General features: G+C 35.3%; 22 protein-coding genes. 13 read left to right on the forward strand and 9 right to left on the reverse strand.

The window, feature by feature from the left end:
• Window positions 1–218 precede the first annotated feature (218 nt).
• From I6U50_RS11210 to yidC, 4 genes are all read left to right on the forward strand, one after another.
• Entirely contained in the window at window positions 219–587 is a 369-nt protein-coding gene (locus I6U50_RS11210) for a response regulator (protein WP_193710754.1), read from the forward strand.
• A complete protein-coding gene (locus I6U50_RS11215) occupies window positions 588–824 on the forward strand; it encodes a DUF3820 family protein (protein WP_198638897.1) in 237 nt (78 codons plus the stop codon).
• 121 nt (window positions 825–945) lie between these two features.
• Window positions 946–2580 carry a CTP synthase gene (locus tag I6U50_RS11220; RefSeq protein WP_193710752.1) on the forward strand — a complete coding sequence of 545 codons (1635 nt, stop codon included), beginning with the start codon at window positions 946–948 and terminating at the stop codon, window positions 2578–2580.
• Between the two features lie 52 nt (window positions 2581–2632).
• Entirely contained in the window at window positions 2633–4510 is a 1878-nt protein-coding gene (gene yidC / locus I6U50_RS11225; protein ID WP_198638898.1) for a membrane protein insertase YidC, read from the forward strand.
• 267 nt (window positions 4511–4777) lie between these two features.
• Here yidC and I6U50_RS11230 read toward each other — a convergent pair whose 3' ends face one another.
• Window positions 4778–5419, reverse strand: coding sequence for a protein-L-isoaspartate(D-aspartate) O-methyltransferase (locus I6U50_RS11230; RefSeq protein WP_193710900.1), 642 nt, complete (start codon window positions 5417–5419; stop codon window positions 4778–4780).
• Between the two features lie 136 nt (window positions 5420–5555).
• On the opposite strand from I6U50_RS11230, the gene I6U50_RS11235 reads away from it, so the two are divergent.
• The 7 genes from I6U50_RS11235 (at window position 5556) to miaA (ending at window position 12842) form a co-directional block, all read left to right on the forward strand.
• Complete coding sequence (locus tag I6U50_RS11235; protein WP_198638899.1) at window positions 5556–6521, forward strand: Gfo/Idh/MocA family protein; 966 nt, start codon at window positions 5556–5558, stop codon at window positions 6519–6521.
• Between the two features lie 154 nt (window positions 6522–6675).
• A complete protein-coding gene (locus I6U50_RS11240; RefSeq protein WP_198638900.1) occupies window positions 6676–7563 on the forward strand; it encodes a 3-hydroxyacyl-CoA dehydrogenase family protein in 888 nt (295 codons plus the stop codon).
• 175 nt (window positions 7564–7738) lie between these two features.
• Window positions 7739–8989, forward strand: coding sequence for a DUF1015 domain-containing protein (locus I6U50_RS11245; protein ID WP_198638901.1), 1251 nt, complete (start codon window positions 7739–7741; stop codon window positions 8987–8989).
• 4 nt (window positions 8990–8993) lie between these two features.
• Window positions 8994–9647: a YggS family pyridoxal phosphate-dependent enzyme gene (locus tag I6U50_RS11250; RefSeq protein ID WP_198638902.1), complete on the forward strand. Its 654-nt coding sequence runs from the start codon at window positions 8994–8996 to the stop codon at window positions 9645–9647.
• Window positions 9648–9667: 20 nt separating this feature from the next.
• A complete protein-coding gene (locus I6U50_RS11255; protein WP_198638903.1) occupies window positions 9668–11041 on the forward strand; it encodes an exonuclease domain-containing protein in 1374 nt (457 codons plus the stop codon).
• Between the two features lie 66 nt (window positions 11042–11107).
• On the forward strand, window positions 11108–11941 hold the full coding sequence (locus tag I6U50_RS11260; protein ID WP_198638904.1) for an ion transporter: 834 nt from the start codon (window positions 11108–11110) through the stop codon (window positions 11939–11941).
• Window positions 11931–12842 carry a tRNA (adenosine(37)-N6)-dimethylallyltransferase MiaA gene (gene miaA / locus I6U50_RS11265; protein WP_198638905.1) on the forward strand — a complete coding sequence of 304 codons (912 nt, stop codon included), beginning with the start codon at window positions 11931–11933 and terminating at the stop codon, window positions 12840–12842. Before I6U50_RS11260 ends, miaA begins: the two co-directional genes overlap by 11 nt.
• Window positions 12843–12975: 133 nt before the next feature.
• Here miaA and I6U50_RS11270 read toward each other — a convergent pair whose 3' ends face one another.
• The 5 genes from I6U50_RS11270 to I6U50_RS11290 all read right to left on the reverse strand — a co-directional run bounded on the left by I6U50_RS11270 (window position 12976) and on the right by I6U50_RS11290 (window position 17097).
• Entirely contained in the window at window positions 12976–13551 is a 576-nt protein-coding gene (locus I6U50_RS11270; RefSeq protein ID WP_232805925.1) for a DJ-1/PfpI family protein, read from the reverse strand.
• A 210-nt stretch (window positions 13552–13761) separates the two neighbouring features.
• Entirely contained in the window at window positions 13762–14868 is a 1107-nt protein-coding gene (locus tag I6U50_RS11275) for a sensor histidine kinase (RefSeq protein ID WP_198638906.1), read from the reverse strand.
• Window positions 14869–14879: 11 nt separating this feature from the next.
• Window positions 14880–15644 (reverse strand): LytR/AlgR family response regulator transcription factor, encoded by a 765-nt coding sequence (locus tag I6U50_RS11280; RefSeq protein ID WP_193710741.1) that lies wholly within the window; start codon window positions 15642–15644, stop codon window positions 14880–14882.
• A gap of 391 nt (window positions 15645–16035) precedes the next feature.
• The gene (locus tag I6U50_RS11285) at window positions 16036–16590 is read right to left on the reverse strand and encodes a hypothetical protein (RefSeq protein WP_198638907.1); all 555 of its coding nucleotides are present in this window, start codon (window positions 16588–16590) and stop codon (window positions 16036–16038) included.
• Between the two features lie 357 nt (window positions 16591–16947).
• Window positions 16948–17097 (reverse strand): hypothetical protein, encoded by a 150-nt coding sequence (locus tag I6U50_RS11290; protein ID WP_198638908.1) that lies wholly within the window; start codon window positions 17095–17097, stop codon window positions 16948–16950.
• A gap of 919 nt (window positions 17098–18016) precedes the next feature.
• Between I6U50_RS11290 and I6U50_RS11295 the strand changes: the two genes are divergently transcribed.
• Window positions 18017–19567, forward strand: coding sequence for a sulfatase family protein (locus I6U50_RS11295; RefSeq protein ID WP_198638909.1), 1551 nt, complete (start codon window positions 18017–18019; stop codon window positions 19565–19567).
• A gap of 93 nt (window positions 19568–19660) precedes the next feature.
• Window positions 19661–21337 (forward strand): sulfatase family protein, encoded by a 1677-nt coding sequence (locus I6U50_RS11300; RefSeq protein ID WP_198638910.1) that lies wholly within the window; start codon window positions 19661–19663, stop codon window positions 21335–21337.
• Window positions 21338–21492: 155 nt separating this feature from the next.
• Here the strand turns inward: I6U50_RS11300 and I6U50_RS11305 are convergent, their stop codons facing one another.
• From I6U50_RS11305 to I6U50_RS11315, 3 genes are all read right to left on the reverse strand, one after another.
• Window positions 21493–22305 (reverse strand): META domain-containing protein, encoded by an 813-nt coding sequence (locus I6U50_RS11305; protein WP_198638911.1) that lies wholly within the window; start codon window positions 22303–22305, stop codon window positions 21493–21495.
• Between the two features lies 1 nt (window position 22306).
• On the reverse strand, window positions 22307–22744 hold the full coding sequence (locus I6U50_RS11310; RefSeq protein ID WP_198638912.1) for a nucleoside deaminase: 438 nt from the start codon (window positions 22742–22744) through the stop codon (window positions 22307–22309).
• A 231-nt stretch (window positions 22745–22975) separates the two neighbouring features.
• Window positions 22976–24139, reverse strand: a complete 1164-nt coding sequence (locus I6U50_RS11315; RefSeq protein WP_198638913.1) for an MFS transporter — start codon at window positions 24137–24139, stop codon at window positions 22976–22978.
• Window positions 24140–24253: the final 114 nt, after the last annotated feature.

A 24253-nucleotide genomic window follows, 5' to 3' on the forward strand; every position in this document is an offset into this window, starting at 1 on the left:
TTGTACAGCGTTTTAAAGCCTAAAAATCTTATTACTTTATATCAATATATGAGTACACCCGAAGTCTCCTTAGGTTCTCTACAAAAATTGAACTTATGATTACCTTACAACGAATATTAAATTGATATTATAAATAAGATAATAATAAAATCACTTCCTTAAGAAGGGATTATTAAAATGAAAGCACCCCAAACCAACCAACTAAAAACTAAAGCGTTATGAGTACCATTATACTGGTAGATGACCAACCTATAGCAAATTTTATAACAAGAAAACTCTTAGAGATTGAAGGATTTAATAAAAATGTTTTAGATTTTACAAACCCCGAAAAAGCATTGGCCTATCTAAGAGGAAAACAAAATGTACTAATTTTTTTAGATTTAAATATGCCAGAAATGAATGGGTGGGAGTTCCTGGACCATCTAAAATCTAAAGCACAAAGACATAAAATAATTATTCTTACCTCAAGTACCAGCGCAATAGATAAAAACAAGGCTAAGGAATATGATTCGGTAATAAAATATATTGAAAAACCCCTGAACAAAAATAAATTTACCGAACTGCAACCATTACTGGAGTCTTTATAAATGAATATTCAACCTAATCACAAATCGCTTTTAGAACTTGCTCACGCCAAAATGCATTTTGGAAAATACAAAGGATATTATTTAAGCGATATTCCCGAATATTATTTGGTTTGGTATCGTCAAAAAGGCTTTCCTGAAGGAAAGCTTGGAAAACAAATGAGTGAAGTCTTTGAACTTAAACTTAACGGAATGGAACAATTGCTTAGGAATATTAGAAGAAAATTTCCAAAACCTTAAATTTTCCATAGTTATTTAGCTACTTTTTACTTTAAAAATATTAGGTTTAAAATTATCGGCTTTTCTATTCTTCTTTGTAATTTAGCGCCCTGAATAAAACAACGCAACAAACACTTCAAAGATGGCCGAAACCAAGTATATTTTTGTCACCGGCGGCGTTTCTTCTTCTCTTGGAAAAGGGATTATAGCAGCTTCACTGGCAAAATTATTACAAGCACGCGGATTTAGAACCACGATTCAGAAACTCGACCCTTATATTAACGTAGATCCCGGTACACTTAACCCGTACGAACATGGCGAATGCTATGTTACCGAAGACGGTGCAGAAACAGATCTTGACCTTGGTCATTACGAACGTTTTTTAAATGTAAATACTTCCCAGGCAAACAATGTTACTACCGGGCGTATTTACCAAAGTGTTATAGAAAAAGAACGACGCGGAGAATTTTTAGGAAAAACCGTACAGGTGGTTCCACATATTACCAATGAGATAAAAGACCGCATCCAAATTTTGGGGCAAAATGGAGATTACGATATTGTAATTACTGAAATTGGGGGTACAGTAGGCGATATTGAGTCTTTACCTTATATTGAAGCCGTGCGCCAATTAAAATGGGAATTAGGAGATGAAAATGCTCTAATTATCCATCTAACCCTGGTGCCTTACCTTGCTGCTGCCGGAGAGCTTAAAACCAAACCAACGCAGCACAGTGTAAAAACTTTAATGGAAAGCGGACTTAAAGCAGACATTTTGGTTTGCAGAACCGAACACGAACTTTCTGATGATATTCGGCGAAAACTGGCTATTTTCTGTAACGTAAGGCAGGAAGCAGTTATTCAAAGTATTGATGCGGCTACTATTTATGATGTTCCTAATTTAATGTTGAAAGAAGGCCTGGATACTGTAACATTAAAGAAATTACATTTACCAGATGATGTTGCACCTAATTTAGATAGATGGAACCAGTTTTTGCAAAGACATAAAAATCCTAAAGCCGAAATTACTATTGGTTTAATTGGCAAATATGTAGAGCTTCAGGATTCGTATAAATCTATTTTGGAAGCATTTATTCATGCAGGTGCAGAAAATGAAGTCAAAGTAAATATTGAAAGCATACATTCAGAATTTATCAATGAAAATACCATAGATCACAAATTTGCCAACTTAGATGGAATTTTGGTTGCTCCCGGTTTTGGAGAGCGTGGTATAGAAGGTAAAATTGATGCTGTAAAGTATGCGCGGGAACACAAATTACCATTTTTAGGTATTTGCCTGGGAATGCAAATGGCAGTAATTGAATTTGCCAGAAACGTGTTAAAGTTAAAAACTGCCAATTCTGCCGAAATGGACCCCAGTACAAAACATCCGGTAATAGATCTCATGGAAGAGCAAAAAGAAGTAACGCATAAAGGAGGAACTATGCGACTTGGTGCCTGGGATTGCCTACTTACCGAAGGCTCAAAAATACAACAAGCTTACGGTAAAACCGAAATTAAAGAAAGGCATCGCCATCGTTATGAATATAACAACAAATACAAGGAAGAGCTGGAAAAATCTGGGATGCTTAGTACCGGAATTAATCCCGAAACAGGCCTTGTAGAAGTTATAGAATTAAAGGATCATCCCTGGTTTGTAGGTGTACAATATCATCCCGAATACAAAAGTACAGTTGCAACACCGCATCCTTTATTTATAGCATTTATTAAGGCAGCTTACGATTTTTCAAAAAATAGAAAGAATGCCAGTCTGGCATAAAACAAATAATGGCCGACTTATTGACCAAAAGCAAGTTATAGTTTAGAAAAGCATGGAAGAAAAGAAATTTGATGTTCAATCCTTAATTGGATTTATACTTATTGGTGGAATATTAATTTGGATGTTATATACCAATAGTGCTTCAGAAGAAGTAGTAGATCCGCAGCAGGAAACCGAACAGGTTGAAACGCCCGAAACCAAAAATTCCAATCAGGTACCAGAACAACAACAGCAAGAATTACAAAGTTCCAATACAGATTCTACCGCACTTGCACAGGCGCGTGAACGCTTAGGTGCTTTTGGCTATTCGGCAAGCCTTCCATCGGCTACAGAAAATACCACTACAGTTTCTAATGATTTTTTAGAACTTAAAATTAATAATAAAGGTGGTTATATTTCAGAAGCAAGGTTAACCAATTACAAAACCTTCGATTCTATCCCGGTATATTTAATTAAGGATGGAAATGCCTCCTTCAACATTAATTTCACCACTACTGATGGAAGAACATTAGACACCGAAAACCTTTATTTTGAACCTGAAGTAACCGAAAGTGGAGATAATAAAATTATCTCTATGAAGCTTAAGGTTTCAGAAAACGAATTTCTGGAATATAGATATGTTTTAAAGCCTGGCGAATACATGTTAGACTTCAGCATAAGGTCACAGGGCTTAAACGGCGTTTTAAACAGTTCTCGTGATATTAACATGAACTGGCAGCTAAAAGGTTACCGCCACGCAAAAAGTATTTCATACGAAAATCGCTACACCGACCTAATTTACGAATATGATGATGGAAACGATGATTATTTAGGTAGCGGTAAATTTGAAGAGCAGGAAGATGAGAACATTACCTATGTAGCTTTTAAACAACACTTCTTTTCTTCAATCTTATTAACAGACACGCCTTTTAGCCGTGGAAAATTTATTTCTAAAAACCTTGTAGAAGACGAAGAGATAGACACGGTTTATACCAAAGATTTTGCGGCACAATTACCTTTAGAATTAAAAGGCGGCGAACTTAATTATAATATGAATTGGTATTACGGGCCAACAGATTATAAGATCTTAAACGATTACGACCGTAACCTTGATGAAGTTGTTCCTTTAGGCTGGGGTATCTTTGGATGGATTAATAAATATGTATTTATACCGTTTTTTGCCTTTTTAAGCGGAGTTTTACCAAGCTACGGTATCGCAATTATTGTTATGACCATTGTAGTGAGAATTGTACTCTCTCCTGTTACTTATAAGTCTTATCTATCCCAGGCTAAAATGAAGGTTTTACGTCCTGAAATTAATGAGATTAACGAAAAGTATAAGGACAATGCAATGAAAAAACAACAGGAAACTATGAAGTTGTATAGTAAAGCAGGAGCCAGCCCAATGAGCGGTTGTTTACCGGCTTTAATGCAAATTCCGGTTTTCTATGCCTTGTTCCAGTTCTTCCCAAGTGCATTCCAGTTAAGACAAAAAGGATTTTTATGGGCAGACGATTTATCAAGCTATGATACCATTGCAGAATTGCCTTTCCATATTCCGTTTTATGGAGACCATGTGAGTTTATTCCCAATATTAGCATCTATTGCCATCTTTATTTATATGATGATGACTACGGGGCAAAGTATGCAGCAGGCCCAACAGCCGGGAATGCCCAATATGAAATTTATTATGTACCTGTCTCCTCTAATGATGTTGTTCTTCTTTAACAACTATGCCAGTGGACTTTCATTATACTACTTTACCTCTAACCTTATTACCATAGGTATTATGTTGGTGATTAAATATGTAATTATTGATGAAGATAAGATTCACGCAAAAATCCAGGAGAACAAGAAAAAACCTAAAAAACAAGGTAAATTTGCCAGGAAAATGCAGGAAATGATGGAGCAGGCAGAACAACAAAAAAAGCAACAACAGAAAAAGAAATAAGCAAAAAAGCTTAAACACAAAACTCCGGTTTAAAATATTTTAAACCGGAGTTTTTTATTGGTAACGCCAAAAGGTATAATACCCCGAGGCTTGCCTCGAAATTAAAAATTGTTTTTCAACAAATGCCTCGTGGGCTTGGCCCGAGGTAGTTTACTACGTCATACTGAACTCGTTTCAGGATCTATTAAGCTAGAAAAATTAAGTCATTTCAAATCCTAAACTAAATTCAGGATGAGGGTAAATTGAAAAGCTTTTTAAAAACCTCTATTAATTCTTATCTCCTAGTAAGGGCACAAATCTAAACTGTCCAAACTCTGTTTTATCAAATTCTGTTGGAGATTTCCTTATAAAAAGCGTCATCGTTTGTACATCTTCTCCCACCGGAATCACCATTCTGCCCCCAACCTTCAATTGCCCAAGAAGGTCATTGGGTACAAAAGGAGCACCCGCAGTTACTATAATTTTATCAAAAGGCGCATATTCCGGCATTCCTTTGTAGCCGTCTCCAAAACTTAGGTGTTTAGGACGATAACCTATTTTATTTAAGAACATTTTTGTTTTCCTGTATAGCTCACGTTGGCGTTCTATACTATAAACCCTGGCCCCCAACTCACACAAAACAGCGGTTTGATAACCACTTCCTGTTCCAATTTCCAAAACCTTCTCACCCTTTTCAATTTGTAATTTTTCAGTTTGAAATGCAACCGTGTAAGGTTGTGAGATAGTTTGGTCTGCAGCAATAGGAAAAGCCTTGTCCTGGTATGCGTGATCTTCAAAACTACTATCCATAAACAAGTGTCTGGGTATTTTCCCAATGGCACCTAAAACCGCTTTATCGGTAATCCCCTTCTTCTTAACGATTTTCACCAATTGCTGCCTCTTTCCTTTATGTCTAAAATTGTCCTGAATCACTTAATTTCTCGTTTAACGTGCAAAAGTACTCAATAGAAGCCAAAGTTACCAATTGAAATCGGGAGAGATTCACCGCCTTATTGCTAACCTATTTGCTATCAAAATACTATTTTTGTGAAAAATGCTAAAAAATATGTTGAAAGTTGGCGTACTTGGTGCGGGACACCTAGGCAAAATACATCTAAAATTACTCAATCAATCTAAAAAGTATGAACTGGTAGGTTTCTATGATGCCAGCTCAGAAAACGCTAAAAAGATCACAGCGGAATTTGGTTATAAAAAATTTGATACCATAGAAGACCTCATCGCAGCAGTAGATGTAGTAGATGTTGTTACTCCTACCCTTTCCCATTTTGAAGTAGCTAAAAAAACCATTACGGCAGGGAAGCACCTTTTTATAGAGAAACCCATCACCAATACTTTTGCCGAAGCCGAAGAACTTATTGCATTAGCAAAAAAACATGGTGTAAAAGGCCAGGTTGGGCACGTAGAGCGTTTTAACCCGGCGTTTAGGGCCGTAGCTTCAAAAATTGAAAACCCTATGTTTATTGAAGCCCACCGCCTTGCAGAATTTAACCCTCGCGGAACAGATGTTCCCGTGGTTCTGGATTTAATGATCCATGATATTGATGCGGTTCTAAGCGTGGTAAAATCTAAAGTAAAAAACATTAATGCCAGCGGGGTTTCAGTAATTAGCGATACCCCCGATATTGCCAATGCCAGGATAGAATTTGAAAACGGTTGCGTAGCCAATTTAACCGCCAGCCGAATATCAATGAAAAATATGCGTAAATCAAGGTTTTTTCAGCGAGACGCTTATATTTCGGTAGATTTTCTGGAAAAGAAATGCGAAATTGTAAAAATGAAGGATGCCCCGGAAACACCTGATGATTATGCTATGATCTTACAAAATGCCGAAGGCGTAAAAAAACAAATCTATTTTGATAATCCTGAGGTTTCCCCAAACAACGCCATATTAGACGAGTTAGAAACCTTTGCCGATGCTATACATAATAATACTACCCCGGTAGTAACTCTAGAACAGGCTGCCGAAGCCCTTCGGGTTGCCAATGGAGTAATTGAAAGTTTTAGCAAGTAAATTAGTTCGTGGCAAGCCAAGCAGGCATGAAATGCAAAGTTTTTTGATTTCAAGGCAAGCGTCGGAGTTCCGATAACTATTGGAATAAACCCGAATTATCGAGTAAATTTTTAGTTGCTTAAAATAAACTACAATTCATATAAAACCACACAAAATGAAGAATATTGCAGTAATAGGAGCAGGCACTATGGGTAATGGAATAGCCCATACCTTTGCCCAATTTGGCTATATGGTAAAGCTTATAGACATTTCTGAAGAAAACCTAAATAAAGGAATGAAAACTATTTCGGGGAATTTAGACCGAATGGTTTCTAAAGAAAAAATAAGCGAAGTCACCAAAGAAGCAACGCTTAACAACATCACTACATTCACTGATATTGCTGAAGGTGTAAAAGAAATAGATCTTGTTGTAGAGGCTGCTACAGAAAATGAAAGCCTTAAACTTAAAATCTTTAAACAATTAGACGAAAACTGTTCGGCGAAAACAATTTTAGCGAGTAATACTTCTTCAATTTCTATCACAAAAATCGCATCGGTAGTTTCCAACCCGGAACGTGTTATTGGAATGCACTTTATGAATCCGGTCCCTATTATGAAATTGGTTGAAATTATTCGCGGTTACAATACCAGCGACCAGGTTACTAAAAGTATCATGGAGCTTTCTGAAAGCTTAAATAAAGTTCCTGTTGAAGCAAATGATTATCCGGGTTTTGTGGCCAACCGTATTTTAATGCCAATGATAAACGAGGCAATTGAAACTTTTTACAACAATGTTGCCGGGGTTAAAGAAATTGATACTGTAATGAAACTGGGTATGGCACACCCCATGGGACCACTTCAACTAGCCGATTTTATTGGCCTGGATGTTTGCCATTCTATCCTGGAGGTAATGTATGATGGCTTTAAAAATCCTAAATATGCACCCTGCCCCTTATTAACCAATATGGTAATGGCAGGAAAGCTTGGTGTAAAATCGGGAGAAGGCTTTTATGATTATTCTGAAAGCAAAAAAGCCGAAAAAGTTTCTTCACAATTTAGCTAAGTGCTAATATTTCTTGAGGAAATAATTATAAAATAAAGCAACCAATTAATGGGGTTTTCTATTAATTTTTAATCGTCAAGCTAAAACAGGCCCACCAGACCGGACGGGCAGGTTAGCTTGACGAATTTAGATTTTATTTAAGCCCATTAATTAAGTAGAATTTCAATATTTACTTTTGACCAAAATACTTCCATTTAGAGCAGTTAGACCGCAACGGGCAAAAGCCGGACTTGTAGCTACAAAATCTTTTGAAGATTATACCGAAGCTGAAATAAGGGCTATCTTACAGTATAATCCTTATTCTTTTTTACACATTTTAAACCCTGGTTATAAATTCCAGCACGAGATTACCGGTGGACAGCGATTTGAAATGGTAAAAAATCGTTATTTAGAGTTTAAAGAAGAAAATTCGTTTATAAAAGATGAAAAACCAGCCTATTATCTTTATAAAATAGTAAGCAGGGAAAGTAGTTGCTGCGGAATTATTGCTGCCGCCAGTGCTGAAGATTATCAAAATAACCTTATTAAAAAACACGAAGAAACCATTGCCCACCGAGAGACAATGTTCAAAGATTACCTTAAAGTGGTAGGCTTTAATACCGAACCGGTACTCTTAACCTATAAGGACAACACCAGGATAGATGAAGTAATTAACAAGGTTATGAAAACTCGTGCCGAATATGAATTTGCCACTGCCAACCGGGAAATTCATTATTTATGGAAAATTGATGAGGAAAATTTAGTAGCGCAAATTAAAGAAGAGTTTGATAAAATGCCCCATCTGTATATTGCCGATGGGCATCATAGAAGCGCCTCTTCCTACTTGCTGGCCCAGGAGTCCAAAAAGGCCAATGAGAACCATACGGGAAAAGAAGCTTACAACTATTTTATGAGCTATCTAATTTCAGAAAGCAATTTAAAGATTCATGAGTTTAGTAGGTTAATAACAGATTTAAACGGGCATACCAAAGAAGAGTTCCTTATTGAGTTAGATCAATATTTCCGAATTGAAAATCACGGTATGGAAGTTTATAAACCCATGCACAAACATCATTTTAATATGTATTTAGATGGGGAATTTTATTCCCTTTACTTGCGCAAAACAAACTATGAATTTGATAATTCCTTAAGTAAATTAGACCCTTACATTCTGTATAAAAAAGTGCTTCAGCCAATTTTAGGAATCCAGGATTTAAGAAATGACAAGCGTATTTCTTATATTCACGGTAAAAATGATCTTATAGAAATTAAAACCCGTATAGATAAAGGAGAGTTTGCCGTAGGTTTTGGAATGCTTCCGTTAAGTATAGAAGAAATTAAAGAAACCGCAGATGAAGGTTTAACTATGCCACCAAAAAGCACTTATATTGAACCCAAATTATTAAACGGATTAACCATTTACGAGTTTGAAATCAACAAAAAATAGTTGCATGAACATTTCAGATAACATAAAAAAGTTCCAGGAAGATTTACCCGAAGATATAAAGCTTATTGCTATCTCAAAAACCAAGCCCGTAGACGACATTTTAGAAGCTTATGAAGCGGGCCAAAGAGATTTTGGTGAGAATAAGATTCAGGAAATGACAGAAAAATGGGAAAAACTTCCTAAAGATATTAAATGGCATATGGTGGGGCATGTGCAGCGAAACAAAGTAAAATACATGGCGCCCTATGTGGCTTTAATCCACGCAGTAGATAGTTTAAAATTATTGAAAGAAATTCATAAAGAAGCCGACAAAAATGGTCGGTGTATAGATTGCCTGTTGCAAATTAAAATTGCAGAAGAGGATACCAAATATGGAATTTCGGCTGAAAAAGCTAAAGAGATTTTAGATTCAGATGAATTTAAAAAACTAGATTACGTAAAAGTAAAAGGACTCATGGGAATGGCTACTTTTACAGATGATGAGGCACAGGTTAAAAAAGAGTTTGATCACCTTAAATCGGTTTTTAAAGATTTTAAGGAACGCTATACAGATATGAAAATACTTTCTATGGGGATGAGCGGCGATTACCAAATTGCCATAAATTCAGGAAGCAATATGGTGCGCATAGGAAGCCATATTTTTGGAGCTAGAAATTAATTAAAACAGAAGCATATTTTTTGTACGCAGTTGTAGACATAGAAACTACCGGAGGTAAATATAACGAAGAAGGAATTACCGAAATTGCTATTTATAAGTTTGATGGTTTAAAAATAGTAGACCAGTTTATAAGCCTTGTTAATCCCGAAAAAACCATTCAGCCTTTTGTGGTTAACCTCACCGGTATAAACAACGATATGCTTCGCAATGCCCCAAAATTTTATGAGGTTGCTAAACGCATTGTAGAAATAACCGAAGATTGTGTTTTAGTAGCACATAATTCAAAATTTGACTATCGTATACTTCGTACCGAATTTAAAAGATTAGGTTTTAATTTTGAAAGAAAGTCGCTTTGCACGGTTGAACTTTCCAAAAAGCTTATTCCGGGTCAGGAGTCCTACAGCCTGGGGAAACTGGTTAGGGCATTGGGAATTCCATTAAGCGACCGGCATAGAGCTAGCGGAGATGCCCAGGCTACGGTAAAGCTTTTCAAAATGTTATTAGACAAAGACGTAGAGAAAAACATTTTAAAAGACGCTGTAAAGTTAGAACCTAAAAGGCAGGTAGATACGCGACTGGTTTACATTTTGGAAGACTTACCCGGCATCACAGGTATTTATTACTTTCATAACGCCGAAGGTGATATTATATATATTGGGAAAAGTAAAAACATCAAAAAAAGGGTTACCCAGCATTTTACCAGCGAACATCGCAAAGCAAGGCAAATGCAAAACGAAGTTACTTCGGTAAGCTATGAAGCTACAGGGAACGAACTCGCCGCACTTTTAAAGGAAAACCGGGAGATAAAGCAAAACAAGCCTAAATATAACAAAGCGCTAAAAAAGAATATCTTTAGTCACGCACTTTATCATTCTACCAATGAAAATGGATATATAAACCTATATATAGCAAGGGCGGGAAAAAAGAATAGTATTACCAGCTTTTCTTCGTTAAAGAGGGCCAAAAATGTCCTGGAAAAGTGGGTAGAAAAATATGAGCTTTGTCGCCGTCTTTGCCATCTGGAAAAAGGTACTGGAAATTGTTTTAACTATAGTATAGAAAAATGCAAAGGTGCCTGCATTGAAGAAGAATCTTTTGAAACTTATAATCAAAGAGTTAAGCTTCTTATAGACCAGCATTCATACAAGAATCAAAATATGCTTGTTATAGATCGTGGGCGCGAAGTAGATGAAAAAAGCGTTCTATTGGTTGAAGATGGTGAATTTAAGGGAATTGGCTATTTTAACCTGAATCATCAAATTAACAATATAGATATTGTGAGGTCTATAATTACTCCCATGAAAAACGACCGGGACTCCCAGCACATTATCCAAAGCTATTTGCGCCGAAATTCCAGGTTAAAAATAGTTCCACTAAACCCATTGGCTAAATAACCTCCAAATTAGTGACTGGCTTGACTAATTTATTTAAATTTGAATAATTACTAAATCACTAAGTTTTTGCCAAAAATAGAACCAAAATCAGGCTGGAAAGCAAAGCTTCACGAAATTATCTATGAAGCCGACACCCCGGCCGGAAAGTTTTTTGACGTGGCCTTACTTGTTGTAATTGCCATAAGTATAGTGCTTGTAATGCTAGAAAGTGTAAATTCCCTTAACACAAAGTATTACTGGCATTTCTATATAGCTGAATGGATTATCACCTTTATTTTTAGTGTAGAATATATTCTTAGGATAATCTCTATAAAAAAACCAAAACACTATATTTTTAGTTTCTACGGCATTGTAGATTTACTCTCAACGCTACCAACCTATCTCGCCTTTCTTTTTGGAGGCCACAATTTACTTTTTGCTGTTAGAGCTTTAAGGTTACTTAGAATATTTAGGGTCCTAAAAGTTACCAGGTACATAGGTGAATCTAACCGACTTTTACTAGCGCTGCGTAATAGCAGGCCCAAAATTATTGTTTTTTTATTTGCCGTTCTTATAATCTGTATTATCATGGGTACGTTAATGCATTTAGTAGAGGGTGAAGAAGGCGGTTTTGATAATATACCCCTTAGCATTTATTGGGCTATTGTAACCCTTACCACTGTGGGTTTTGGAGATATTCATCCTATAACCCCCCTGGGCCGTTTTATAGCATCATTTATAATGATTGTAGGTTATGGCATTATTGCAGTTCCTACCGGAATCGTAACTTCAGAAATTACCCGTTCGCAAAGAGGTAAAATTCCTAAAAACACCCAGGCTTGCCCACATTGTAATGAAACTAAACATTTAGACAATGCCGAGTTTTGCCATAACTGCGGAAAACCACTTAATGAACACTAATTATCTTTTAAATATTGTAGGTCCCACAGCCATTGGTAAGACCTCTTTGGCCATAGAACTGGCAAATAGGTTTGCTACTGAAATAATTTCAGCAGATTCCAGGCAGTTTTATAAAGAAATGACCATTGGTACAGCCGTTCCTTCAAAAGAGGAATTAGAAGCAGCTAAGCATCATTTTATTCAGCATATCTCTATTCAAGACACTTATAACGTAGGAGATTTTGAGACTGAAGCCATTGAAAAGTTAGATGAATTATTTAAGGAGCGAAATATCGTAATTATGGTGGGAGGTAGTGGTCTTTACACTAAAAGTGTTTTAGAAGGCTTAGATTATTTCCCCGAGGTTTCTTCAGAAATTAGAAAAGATTTGAACCTAAAATTTGAAAAAGAAGGCCTCACTCCTTTACAAAATAAACTACAGGAACTGGATCCAGATTATTTTAAAATTGTAGATATAGAAAATCCTCATCGACTAATTAGGGCACTGGAAGTTTGTATAAGTAGCCAAAAACCTTATTCCTCATACCTAAACCAACCTAAGAAAACCCGCAATTTTACCGCAATAAGCATAGGACTTGATGCCGACCGTAATATCATCTACGACCGCATAAACAAACGGGTAGATATTATGATAAAAGAAGGTTTAATGGAAGAAGCTAAAAACCTATTCCAAAAACGTGAATTAAACGCTCTAAATACGGTTGGCTATAAAGAACTTTTTGCTTATTTAGAAGGAAACCAATCTCTGGAAACTGCAATTTCAGAGATTAAAAAGAACACACGTAGATTTGCAAAAAGACAATTAACCTGGTTTAAAAAAGACAAGGAAACCAATTGGTTTAATTATAAAACACCTGTTGAAACCATTCAAAACTTTATTGAATCTAAAATAAATACTTAAAAGGCTCTATAGGTAGTACACTAAAGTAGAGGCCATTTATTATAATTCAATACAGAGAGTTTACAGCTCTACAACTTCCGGAAAAATAAGCGTACTAAATTAGATGTTCTTTGAGAATATAAAATTAAACTATTTAAATCTCAATCTTAGCACCCAGTAGCTTTACAAACTCCCCAATAAAAGCCGAATGCCCCGGCCAGGCAGGCGATGTCACTAAATTACCATCTACTACTGCCTCAGTAGGGTCAACTTCTTTATACGTACCTCCTACCAATTCTATTTCAGGCCCTATAGTTGGATATGCTGTAAGCGTTCTTCCTTTTAAAACATTTGCCACTGTAAGAATTTGAATAGCGTGACAAATGGCTGCAACTGGCTTATCTTTTTCAAAAAAATGTTTGGTGTATTCTATTACCTTTTTATTCAACCTAAGATATTCTGGAGCGCGACCACCTGCCATTACAAGTCCCGCGTAATCCTCTATATTTATATCATCAAAATTATAGTTAAGCTCAAATAAATGGCCTGGCTTTTCAGTGTAAGTTTGGTCTCCTTCAAAATCGTGAATAGCGGTTTTTACCTTATCCCCCTTTTTCTTTCCCGGGCAAACGGTATGAACATTATATCCAAGCATTACCAACATTTGAAAAGGCACCATGGTTTCGTAATCCTCGGCAAAATCTCCGGTTAAAAAGAGTATTTTTTTCATAATTATTAATTTTTTAAAATCTTTGCTTAAATTAATAAAATTCAGGTTAAGCTTTGAAAACCAATCTTTAAAAAATAGTTAAACCTATCTAAACTTCCTGGGATTACCATGCCTGGCACTCATCAAATTAAACTCGACCCTACCTTTATTGACAATTAGTGTTTTGAAGACTGGAAGGCACAGATGGTATATCTATCAAAAAAATTAAAATCAGGTTTTGGAAAACGGAATTCTAATTAAGGTTTCCACTCCTGAATTTTTATTTTGAATTTTGAAAGTTGCCTTTTTTCCATAAAGTGTTTTTAAACGATCCCGGGTATTAGAAATCCCTATCCCTTTATCCAGTAGTGCTTCTTGTTTTTTGGTTAGTGCCTTACCATTATTATAAACACTAAGTACCAGGTAGCCTTTTTCTTTAAATACCTTAATTACAATTTTTAAATGTGTATTATGATATGAATAACCGTGCCTTACAGAATTCTCTATTATAGGTTGCAGGAGCAAAGACGGTACTAAATGATCTAAGAGCTTTTCATCTATCTTTTTTTCAATGGTTAAATGATCTGAAAACCTTAGCATAAGAATGTTCAAATAATATTCTAACATTCTCAATTCCTTTTTTAAAGTTACTTTATAATTATCGCCGCTATATAAAATTTCCCGAAGTAAATCGCTTAAATCTGCAATAGTATCCTGAGCCTTTTTGGCATCCATCTCTACCAATACCGAAATTGAATTTAAAGTGTTGAACAAAAAGTGTGGCTGGAGTTGAGAAGACAACATTTTCATTCGTGTATTGGTAAGCTGAGACTCTAACAATGCCTTTTGTTTCTGGGTTTCCTTAACTTGCTTTAAATAGTAATAGGTGTAAATAATAAAAATCATGGCAAAATAGATCAGGAAATTAAGATCTATTACAAATATCATTCGGTCTATACTTGCCTTTAAGCTATAATCGGCAAAACTCATGCGCCCTAATATAATTCCATAGAGGTCGAAAAAAAACCTAATTACAAATCCTATTAAAATTGAAAATAAGGTATGAAGCAAAAAAATCTTTATCCAGGAGTAATTTTTATCCAATAGACGTTTAGTACTTATGGCTATTAAAGTCATATAAACCATAACTATAAACCAATCCATAAGAAGGTTATGAACTATAATGTCATGCCAGGACTCTACAATTTCTTTGTAAACAAAGGCACGCATGTAGGCTAATTTACCCAAATAGACAAAATTAAATAAAGTATAAAATGCAGCTAAGAGCAAAATAAGCTTACCATCTATATATTTATTTTTAAATGTTGAAAGGCTCATAGCAAAGTACTTTAAATTCCAAGTTTTTCGAACAATTCTTTTTTATGAGATTTACTTATGCGTAATAGTTTATCGTCTTTCATCCTTACGTCTACTTCAGAAAAATCTGAATGTACAATCTCCTTGATATGATTTAGATTAACAATTACTGATCTATGAATTCTAAAAAAAGCATGATCTTTAAAAAAATCGTTCAGGTTATTTAGAGATTCCCGAAGAACATATTTGTTGTCTTTAGAAAAAATTTCGGCATAATAGCCGGAAGCGCATATATAACTGATATCTTCAGGCTTTAACAAAATTGTTTTATTGCCCTGTCTTACCGGCAATTTTAATGGAATACTCGTATTCGCCTGGTCTTTCTTATAAACCTCAAACAAGGTTTGTAAACGTTTCTCAAAATTTTCCTGGGCTTCATTTTTCGATATATGCAATACCTTTTTTATGGTTTTAAAAAAACGCTCGTCCCTAAATGGTTTTAAGAGAAAGTCGAACGCATCTACATCAAAAGCTTTTGTGGCATAATTATCATAAGCAGTTACAAAAACAACTACAGGTTTGGGGATTACACGAAGCTTATTTAATACTTCAAAACCATTCATATCTTTCATATTAATATCAAGAAAAACTAGTTCTGGTTTGAGTTTATTAATTTGTGTTATAGCAGATTTCCCGTTTGTGCATTCTCCCAAAACCTGAATTTCCTCTACTTCGGCAAGCAGGTTAAGTACTCTTTTTCTTGCCAGTTCTTCGTCATCTACTATAAGTGCTTTCATAATTTTTACATTAAGGCTTTACCTATGTAATTTATAAATATTTTTCCTGATGACCCCGATTTTCCAACATATAAACATCTGAAAACAAATATTTTGATGCAGTAAAACGAACATTTCTAGCTGTAGGTATTTTATATTTTGATGTAAACTAACTAATATATGCTATAAAGTAAACCTGCAGGTATAAGAGTATAATATTAAGAATATAGAGTAAACACATAGCAAATGCCTGTAAAGCATTTTTTAGGTTTTTATTTAACCAAATCATAACTTTACAGGCATTATTCCAGTTATTTCCTTATAACAAGCCTTTTAGGCATTACATGGATTTTCTGTATTGAAGACAAGTTTAAGGACAAAAAGCCTGGATTATCGAATAGGTTGAAAGCCCTTACATACCTGCAACAGGCTCTTTATTCAACTCTTTGGGATCAATTTTAATAACTTTAGTTTTGTCATTGTGCACCACTTTAATTCGGTAAAGCTCTTTCTCTAATAAACGGCCATTACCTTTGGCCACATAAGAATTCTTAAGCATGCTCCAGCCCCTGGTTTGCCTCCACAACTCATTTCTAACCGCAAGAGGCAACGCAATATTTTTAAAATGCTGCCTTGTTCGCTTTAATTCTCCATCTTTAGAGTAGTTTGCTTCAAGAAATCCTTTATCTGTGGAAAAACGCACTAAATAAGAATCATAATTTTTATGCCCTACCTGCTCTATAAATTGAGAGATATCAAAGTAAGATTCCATAAATGCCATAGGATTTTTCAAAAAATCAAAAGTGTGATCATCCTTTATTTTATAAAGATATTCATCAGGATTATTGGTTTCAGTAAAAATAAGAGGTGAATAGTCTATTCTTGTTTCTTCAAGTTCTGTAATTAACTGTGCGTGGCTATTAAAGTTAAAGCTCACAAGCATCAAAATAACGACTAATGTTTTCATAACAATTAATTTTAGGATTTATAAACAGTTTAGGTACAAGCTTGTTTTTAATTATATCCTAAAGTTAAGATGCAATCTATGCGAAATAGCTAGTAATGATACAAGGTGTGTGTTTTTGGTAATGAAACATTCAAAATTTGATATAAGACTGAAAAATAGTTGTTTATGATTTAAAACATGAAATATAGGCTCAGATTAAATGGGTAAGCCTTAGGTTTAAAAAAATTTAGGAATAGCATTGCCAAAACTAAAAAACCTATAATTGGAAATATAGGTTTTCGCGAAGGTACTAAGCCCAGAAAAATATAAATATTGAGTCTGTCCCCTGGTACACAAGTTATATACTATTATTTAGCATTAAAATATAAGGTTTAGTGTTCCCAAAACGGCAAAAATAGCAGCAATTACAATCCAGGCAAGAATTAGCAAAATGAAAAGTTTAGCTAAAATTGGAAAACCGGCAGTAGCAGTCTTATAATTTTCGATAAATATATTGAAAGGGTTCATAGCACAGAAATTAAGTTAGACTTAAAAACTTTTTATAGGCTATTGTTATAAAGTGAGTATTTTTAGAATATTTGAGATTGTAAAATTTCTATCTTTTTCTCTTAAAGTAATTTTGCACCATACTTTATAAAATAAATCCTAACTAAAATTCACGCTTAATTTAAAGCTAATAAAACTCAAATGCCACTGGGGAAATCCCCTATTTACTGATATAGAGATTATGGTTTTTAGAAAAGCTACAGCCTTACCTTTAAAGCAATACACAACTAAGCGAAATATGTATACTGTTCAGAATTAAAAATTAGGCATTTCTTCAAATTAAAAATGATAAAATAATGTACTAAAGCCCCTTAGCCTCAAAAAAATCCTCAAAAGAACTACCTTCTTTCATCTTCAATTTTTTTAGCCGATACCTGATTACTTTATTGCCATTAACTGGAAGTTTGCCCCATAAGAAAATCTTAATAGAAACTAGACATCAACGAGCGTTTAAATTATATTTTAAAGGAGAAAAATGGTATAATATTGTTAGATAGGCAATAGGAGGTAACGTCTTCCTTAACAATTTAAAAAGATTTGCATTGTACGGAGAAGGTTAACTATTTTTCTAATTCCGCAAAAACAAATAAATGCTAATCAAAATTTAGATCAAAATCAAGCCTGGCAATAAAAACATCTATAAGAAATATTACATTTATTTTCTCAGATCTTAGAAAAACCTATAAACTTTAAATTAGTCATAAAAGACATATTTGAAATAGTAGCCTGTCTTCCATTATTAGCTGATTTAACAGTCTAAAAGCTTTCAAAATTTCAGTTTAAGATAACCGTAAAAGCTTGTTTTAAGTTTAAAGCTTAATTATATTTAAACCTTCTAATTCACAATACCCCAATAAACAATAAAATAATCCTTTTTTAGATGAAGCGTAATTTAAAATCTAACAGTAGGTTACTTTTGCTATGCTGTTTAATTCTTATATCTATTTCGGCGAAATCACAAATTAACAACAACCCCAACATTATCCTCATTTATACCGACGATCTTGGCTATGGGGATATTAGCAGTTATGGAGGGGAAATCCCAACACCTTATATTGATGATTTAGCGAAAAACGGATTAAAATTCACCAACGCCTACGCTACTGCGGCCACCTGTACTCCCTCTCGCTACGCTATGCTTACAGGAGAATATGCCTGGAGAAAGAAAGGCACCGGTGTGGCACCGGGAGATGCTACCAGTTTAATTTTACCAGGACGTACCACCTTACCCGGAGTTTTACAACAAGCCGGGTACAACACAGCAGCCATAGGAAAATGGCACCTGGGACTGGGGGATAAATCGCCCATAAACTGGAATAAAGAAATTAAACCGGGCCCCTTAGAAATAGGTTTTAACTATGCCTACCTTCTTCCTGCAACCGGCGATAGAGTACCTACTGTTTTTGTAGAAAATCACCGGGTAGTCAACCTGGATCCAGAAGACCCCATAAGCGTAAGCTATCGCGAAAACATTAATGATAAGCCTACCGGAAGCAAAAACCCTGAACAATTAAAAATGATGTATTCTCATGGCCACAACCAGAGTATTACAAATGGAATTAGCCGAATTGGGTATATGAGTGGAGGTGAAAATGCATTGTGGCGAGACGAAGATATAGCTGATAAATTGGTGAAAAAATCGGTTGAATTTATTGAAGAAAATAGAGACTCTCCATTTTTCCTTTACCTCTCAACGCATGATATTCACGTACCCCGCGTACCCCACGAACGTTTTGAGGGTGTTACCGGAAAAGGAGCTCGCGGCGATGTAATTGTTCAACTGGATTATACGGTAGGTGCCATCCAGAAGAAGCTTCAGGAATTAAAATTAGAAGAAAATACCATGATAATTTTCACCAGCGATAATGGCCCAGTACTGGATGATGGGTACGTAGATGGTGCCGCCGAAAGATTGGGTACTCATAATCCCTTTGGAAAATTTCGTGGCGGAAAATATAGCACTTTTGAAGCAGGTACAAGAGTACCATTAATCGTGCAATGGAAAGGTAAAATAGCAGCGAACCAAACCTCAACGGCTTTATTGAGCCAGGTAGATTTCTTAAGGTCGTTTGCAGCCGCAACAGGTCAAAAATTACTAAAAACCAGGGCTATAGACAGCCAAAACCAATGGCAGGCTTTACTTGGAAATGATGTTAGTGGCAGAAAATCCCTTGTACAGCAAGCCATTAGAAATGTACTCTCTTACGTTGAAGGCGATTATAAATATATAGAACCCCATTCAGGCCCCGTAATGGTGCCATGGGGTGTAGATATAGAGACCGGGTTTAATAAAGAACCACAGCTTTATAACCTAAAACAAGATCCCGGAGAAACAAAAAACCTGGCTGCTGAAATGCCTAAAAAAACCAAAGAAATGGAACAAAACCTGAAAAAAATAAGAGATTCTAAAGAATTAAGTTCACACAAATAAAAAAGAATTGGGAAATACAAATCTTAAAATATCTGTAATCAATTTTCAACATTATTTCCTGACATAAGTAAGCGAAAATCTAAATTAAGTTATATGTTAAACTACAAAACACTCCTTTTCTCACTAGGTATTGCAGTAGCTTTATTCTCCTGTAAAAACCAGGAGACGGAAAAAAAAACCGAAACCAAACGCCCCAATATTGTTTTTATGATGTCTGATGATCACGCATATCAGGCTATAAGTGCATATAACGATAAACTAATTAACACTCCCAATATAGACAGGCTGGCGCAAGAAGGCGCTCTTTTTAATAATGCCTCTGTAACCAATTCTATTTGTGCCCCTTCGCGTGCCGTAATTTTAACCGGAAAGCACAGTCATTTAAATGGCAAGATAGATAACCTGAGTAAATTTGACACTACTAATGTTACTTTCCCACAAATCTTACAGGATGCGGGTTATCAAACCGCTATGTTCGGAAAATTACATTTTGGGAATAACCCAAAAGGCTTCGATGAGTTTAAAATTTTACCCGGCCAGGGAAGTTATTATAATCCCAGGTTTATAACCAAAGATGGTGATACGGTAATAGATGGTTATGTAACCGATATTATTACAGACCTTACCATACATTGGTTAGAAAAAGAACGCGATAAGGAAAAACCTTTCTTATTAATGTACCTACACAAAGCACCACACCGTGCCTGGTTACCGGCAGAAAGACATTATAAAGAATTTACTAAAAAAGAATTCCCATTACCCGAAACGCTTTTTGATGATTACACCCGTATTCACCCTGAGGACCTTGAAGCCAGTTCTCCCGATGCAGCATCTAAAAAGTACAATTTAGACCAGCCAAAAAGCCGTAAAAGTACCGCTGCGAAAACCGCCGAAATGAATATTCTAACTCATATGGTGCTTACTAACGATAATAAATTAAAAGATTCTACAGTTAAAAAACTGGGAATAAAAGAACGCTACCTGGGAGACCCTACCAACAGGATGTCTAAAGAACAAAAAGCTGCCTGGGATAAAGTTTACGATCCTATTAACAAAGAGTTTGAAGAAAAATATCCCGAAATGGATGATAAAGACTTAATGAAATGGAAATACCAGCGTTATATGCAGGATTACCTGGGAACTATTGCTTCTGTAGATGAAAATGTAGGACGTGTTTTAGACTATTTAGATGATAATAATTTATCTGAAAACACCATAGTTGTCTACACCTCAGACCAGGGCTTTTACCTGGGAGAACATGGTTGGTTTGACAAACGTTTTATGTATGAAGAATCTTTTAGAACTCCCCTACTTATAAAATGGCCCAACAGAATAGAAGCAGGCATTACCAAAGAGGAAATGGTACAAAACCTTGATTTTGCACAAACCTTTTTAGATGCAGCTGGTGTAAATGCACCAGATGAAATGCAGGGTGAAAGCTTATTACCATTGCTAAAGGGAGAAAAGGATGCCTGGGATAGGGATGCCGTTTACTATCATTATTATGAGTATCCTGCCGAACACGCCGTTAAACGACACTACGGAATTGCTACCAAAGAATATAAGATTATGCATTTTTATTACGATGTAGACGAATGGGAACTTTACGATCGCAAAAACGACCCGCAAGAATTACATAACGTCTTTTACGATCCTGATTATGCTGAAGTAAGAGAGATGATGATTAAAAAATTGGAGGAAACTCGTAAAAAATATAAAGATTCAGAAGAACTGGATAAGCAGTTTATTAAAGTCTATAATGACAAATAATTAACCTTTTAAAAATATTTTTAGTAAACCACCCCGGGGTAGTTTATCCTTTGGCGGTGTCAATAAAACATTTTATAACCATGTTACCCCAATCTAAATTTCCAGATTTAAATCTGGAAATTTAGAACACTACTAAAAACGATTATGAGGCTTTTTTAATGAAAATAAACCGCTTCAAAAACAGCTAAAGGTGCTCGCCTTCCAATATTTAAATTTAAAACATCTCCTTTAATAGTATAATTATTTGCCAGCTCAAAAACCTTTAAAAACTCCAATTCGTTTATGGTAAGATTAGAACAGGCCTTTAAGGTAGCTGCCATTTGAGAGAAATTAATTCTATTGCCTTCTTCTAAAGCATAGGTACCATTAAATGTATTACAACCGGCAAAGCCTTTAATTCTATTGGTATTTGACTCCAATATAAAATAAATTTCCCTTTCCTGGTTTTCGCTCATTTTCACCTCCTGGCCCCCAAGGCTTTTAAGTTTCCAATACTTTTCTACAACTTCAGGGGTAGATTTCTTAAAAACAGCTAAAGGACTTCGCCTACCTACATTAAGCATTAGCAAATTATCTTTAATAGTATAATTATCAGCCAGTTCAAAAACTTTTAAAACTTCGCTTTCTGCAACAGGAGTATCAAAACAGACCATCCGGGTAGAAGCCAGCTTAGAAAATCTAATTCTGTTATTCTCATTCAGGTTATACTCTCCCATAAAAGTATTACATCCGGAAAATCCCTGTATCCTATTCTCATTTGCATTTAAAGTAAAATAAATGTGGTTATCTTTATTGCCAGTTATTTCCTGGCCTTCTAATTCTGTAAGAATCCATTTTTCTTTAGTAATTAATTCTTTATCTGAAAAGTTAGTAACAACATTATCTGCAGGTTCCTGTGTTTTTTTTGAGGTATTACAAGCTATGGTTGTTAAAAGTATAAGGGTCAATCCAATTATATTCTTTTTCATCTTAGTTATTTTTATGGTATTTTATTTGTAAATCCTTAATTTCTTCTAGAAGTTCTCCTTCATAAGGACCTCTAATACTGGTATTCTTAATAATTTTTTCGGCCGAAATAAAATTAAGAGGAGCAGGTTTGGCCTTCACTTCTGCCAACCAGGTACCCAATTGGGCTGCTGAACTTAAATAAACGATTTCTCCCAATCCTACCCAGGCGTGGGCTGCAGCACACATAGGGCAATGCTCACCGCTGGTATACATAGTAGTAGTGCTTCTCTCTTCATTAGAAAGATTTTTTGCGGCCCAATGGGCCAATTCAATTTCAGGATGGGCCAGGTTATTAATTTCATTAACCCTATTTCGGGCCGTGGCGATTACCTGTTTGTTTTTATTGACTAAAATAGAACCGAAAGGTTCATCGCCGGCCTCAAAAGCCTCTTTAGCCAAAGCAAGGCAGTGTTTTTAAATGTTCTACATCATTTTGTGTAAAATTAGCTTGAGCTTTTCTCATATTTTCTTTGGTTTCTAATTTATGAATATTGAAAGCTGCCGGTATTAGTTTCTATTTTCAGGCATTTACCACTAACCCCTGTTAACTCCAAAGCAAGAATTAAATTATACTTTTTAAGTACAGAAAACCTATAGGATATACTTTCTATTTCTTCAGGTAATTCTTAGTTAAGAAGGGCTTTTACCTCTATACACTAAGTATACCAAAAGTAGGGCAAGAGACAAAAGAATTCCTAAAATGGAAACTCCGTTCCATCTAAAATGTTCCCAGGCTATGGCACCCAGGCTGGTACCTAGCGATCCACCAATAAAAAAACTTACCATATAAATTGTATTTACCCGGTTGCGTGCCTCTGGGTTCTTTGAAAAGATAATATTTTGATTCGTAATATGTAAAGCCTGTAGACCAAGATCTACTAATGTAACCCCAATTACTAAACCTATTAAAGACTTTGCTGAAAACAAGAAAACACCCCAGGACAGGATAAGTAAAATAATTGAATATAGAATAATCTTATTTTTATCAACCTTATCATTTATTTTACCTACTACAGTAGCCGCCAGGGCTCCTAATATTCCAAAAAGACCAAAAGCTCCCGTAACATCACTGCCGTAGCCAAAAGAATCTTCCATTAAGAAAACCAGGGTAGTCCAAAAAGCACTTAATCCTGCAAAAGCCAATCCTCCCCTAAGTGCGGCCAACCTTAGAGCGGGTTCCGTTTTTAAATAAAACCAAAGAGATTTCATTAAGGCGGCATAACTACCTTTATAACTGGGTTTTATTACCGGTAATTTAAGTTGGAGCAATATATAGAGTGCTAGCATAATTAACGCAGCCGCATAATACATGGCTCTCCAACCAAATTGTTCCCCAACCAATCCACTTATTACCCGACTTCCTAAAATACCAATAAGCAATCCGCTCATTACAATTCCTATGGCACGACCACGGCCTTTATCATTGGACAACTCGGCTGCCATGGGAACAAAAAGTTGCGGAATAGCCGATGTAAAGCCTATAAAAAAACTACTAATAATAAGTAACAACAAAGAATTTGAAACTGCCGTAGCAATTAATGCCAAAATCATTAAAAAGAAATCAATGTGTAAAATCTTTTTATTAGATACCTTATCACCTAGCGGAATAATGATTAATAAGCCAAGGGCATAACCCAACTGCGTAGCAAGAGCTACATTACTTACAGCCGATTCTTTTACAGAAAAGCTAACAGCTATTTGGTGAAGCAGCGGCTGATTGTAATACAAGTTTGCAACTACCAGGCCGGCTGCAATACTCATTAGGTACAATACTGAATTACTTAGTTGTTTCATTTAAAAATGCTACTAAAATATAAACAAGTATTGGCAAAGGGGCATAAACCTATAATTACTGTAGGGTCTATACTAATAATTGTAAAGCAACTACGGTTTTGCCCCTGCCAATTT

The sequence above is a fragment of the Salegentibacter maritimus genome (assembly GCF_016236975.1).
Taxonomy (GTDB): domain Bacteria; phylum Bacteroidota; class Bacteroidia; order Flavobacteriales; family Flavobacteriaceae; genus Salegentibacter; species Salegentibacter maritimus.

Excerpts from the sequence above, each read along its gene's own strand:
- I6U50_RS11210 (WP_193710754.1), top strand. The coding sequence starts at position 219 with ATGAGTACCATTATACTGGTAGATGACCAACCTATAGCAAATTTTATA.
- I6U50_RS11215 (WP_198638897.1), top strand. The coding sequence starts at position 588 with ATGAATATTCAACCTAATCACAAATCGCTTTTAGAACTTGCTCACGCC.
- I6U50_RS11220 (WP_193710752.1), top strand. The coding sequence starts at position 946 with ATGGCCGAAACCAAGTATATTTTTGTCACCGGCGGCGTTTCTTCTTCT.
- yidC (WP_198638898.1), top strand. The coding sequence starts at position 2,633 with ATGGAAGAAAAGAAATTTGATGTTCAATCCTTAATTGGATTTATACTT.
- I6U50_RS11235 (WP_198638899.1), top strand. The coding sequence starts at position 5,556 with ATGTTGAAAGTTGGCGTACTTGGTGCGGGACACCTAGGCAAAATACAT.
- I6U50_RS11240 (WP_198638900.1), top strand. The coding sequence starts at position 6,676 with ATGAAGAATATTGCAGTAATAGGAGCAGGCACTATGGGTAATGGAATA.
- I6U50_RS11250 (WP_198638902.1), top strand. The coding sequence starts at position 8,994 with ATGAACATTTCAGATAACATAAAAAAGTTCCAGGAAGATTTACCCGAA.
- miaA (WP_198638905.1), top strand. The coding sequence starts at position 11,931 with ATGAACACTAATTATCTTTTAAATATTGTAGGTCCCACAGCCATTGGT.
- I6U50_RS11270 (WP_232805925.1), bottom strand. The coding sequence starts at position 13,551 with ATGAAAAAAATACTCTTTTTAACCGGAGATTTTGCCGAGGATTACGAA.
- I6U50_RS11275 (WP_198638906.1), bottom strand. The coding sequence starts at position 14,868 with ATGAGCCTTTCAACATTTAAAAATAAATATATAGATGGTAAGCTTATT.
- I6U50_RS11280 (WP_193710741.1), bottom strand. The coding sequence starts at position 15,644 with ATGAAAGCACTTATAGTAGATGACGAAGAACTGGCAAGAAAAAGAGTA.
- I6U50_RS11285 (WP_198638907.1), bottom strand. The coding sequence starts at position 16,590 with ATGAAAACATTAGTCGTTATTTTGATGCTTGTGAGCTTTAACTTTAAT.
- I6U50_RS11290 (WP_198638908.1), bottom strand. The coding sequence starts at position 17,097 with ATGAACCCTTTCAATATATTTATCGAAAATTATAAGACTGCTACTGCC.
- I6U50_RS11295 (WP_198638909.1), top strand. The coding sequence starts at position 18,017 with ATGAAGCGTAATTTAAAATCTAACAGTAGGTTACTTTTGCTATGCTGT.
- I6U50_RS11300 (WP_198638910.1), top strand. The coding sequence starts at position 19,661 with ATGTTAAACTACAAAACACTCCTTTTCTCACTAGGTATTGCAGTAGCT.
- I6U50_RS11305 (WP_198638911.1), bottom strand. The coding sequence starts at position 22,305 with ATGAAAAAGAATATAATTGGATTGACCCTTATACTTTTAACAACCATA.
- I6U50_RS11315 (WP_198638913.1), bottom strand. The coding sequence starts at position 24,139 with ATGAAACAACTAAGTAATTCAGTATTGTACCTAATGAGTATTGCAGCC.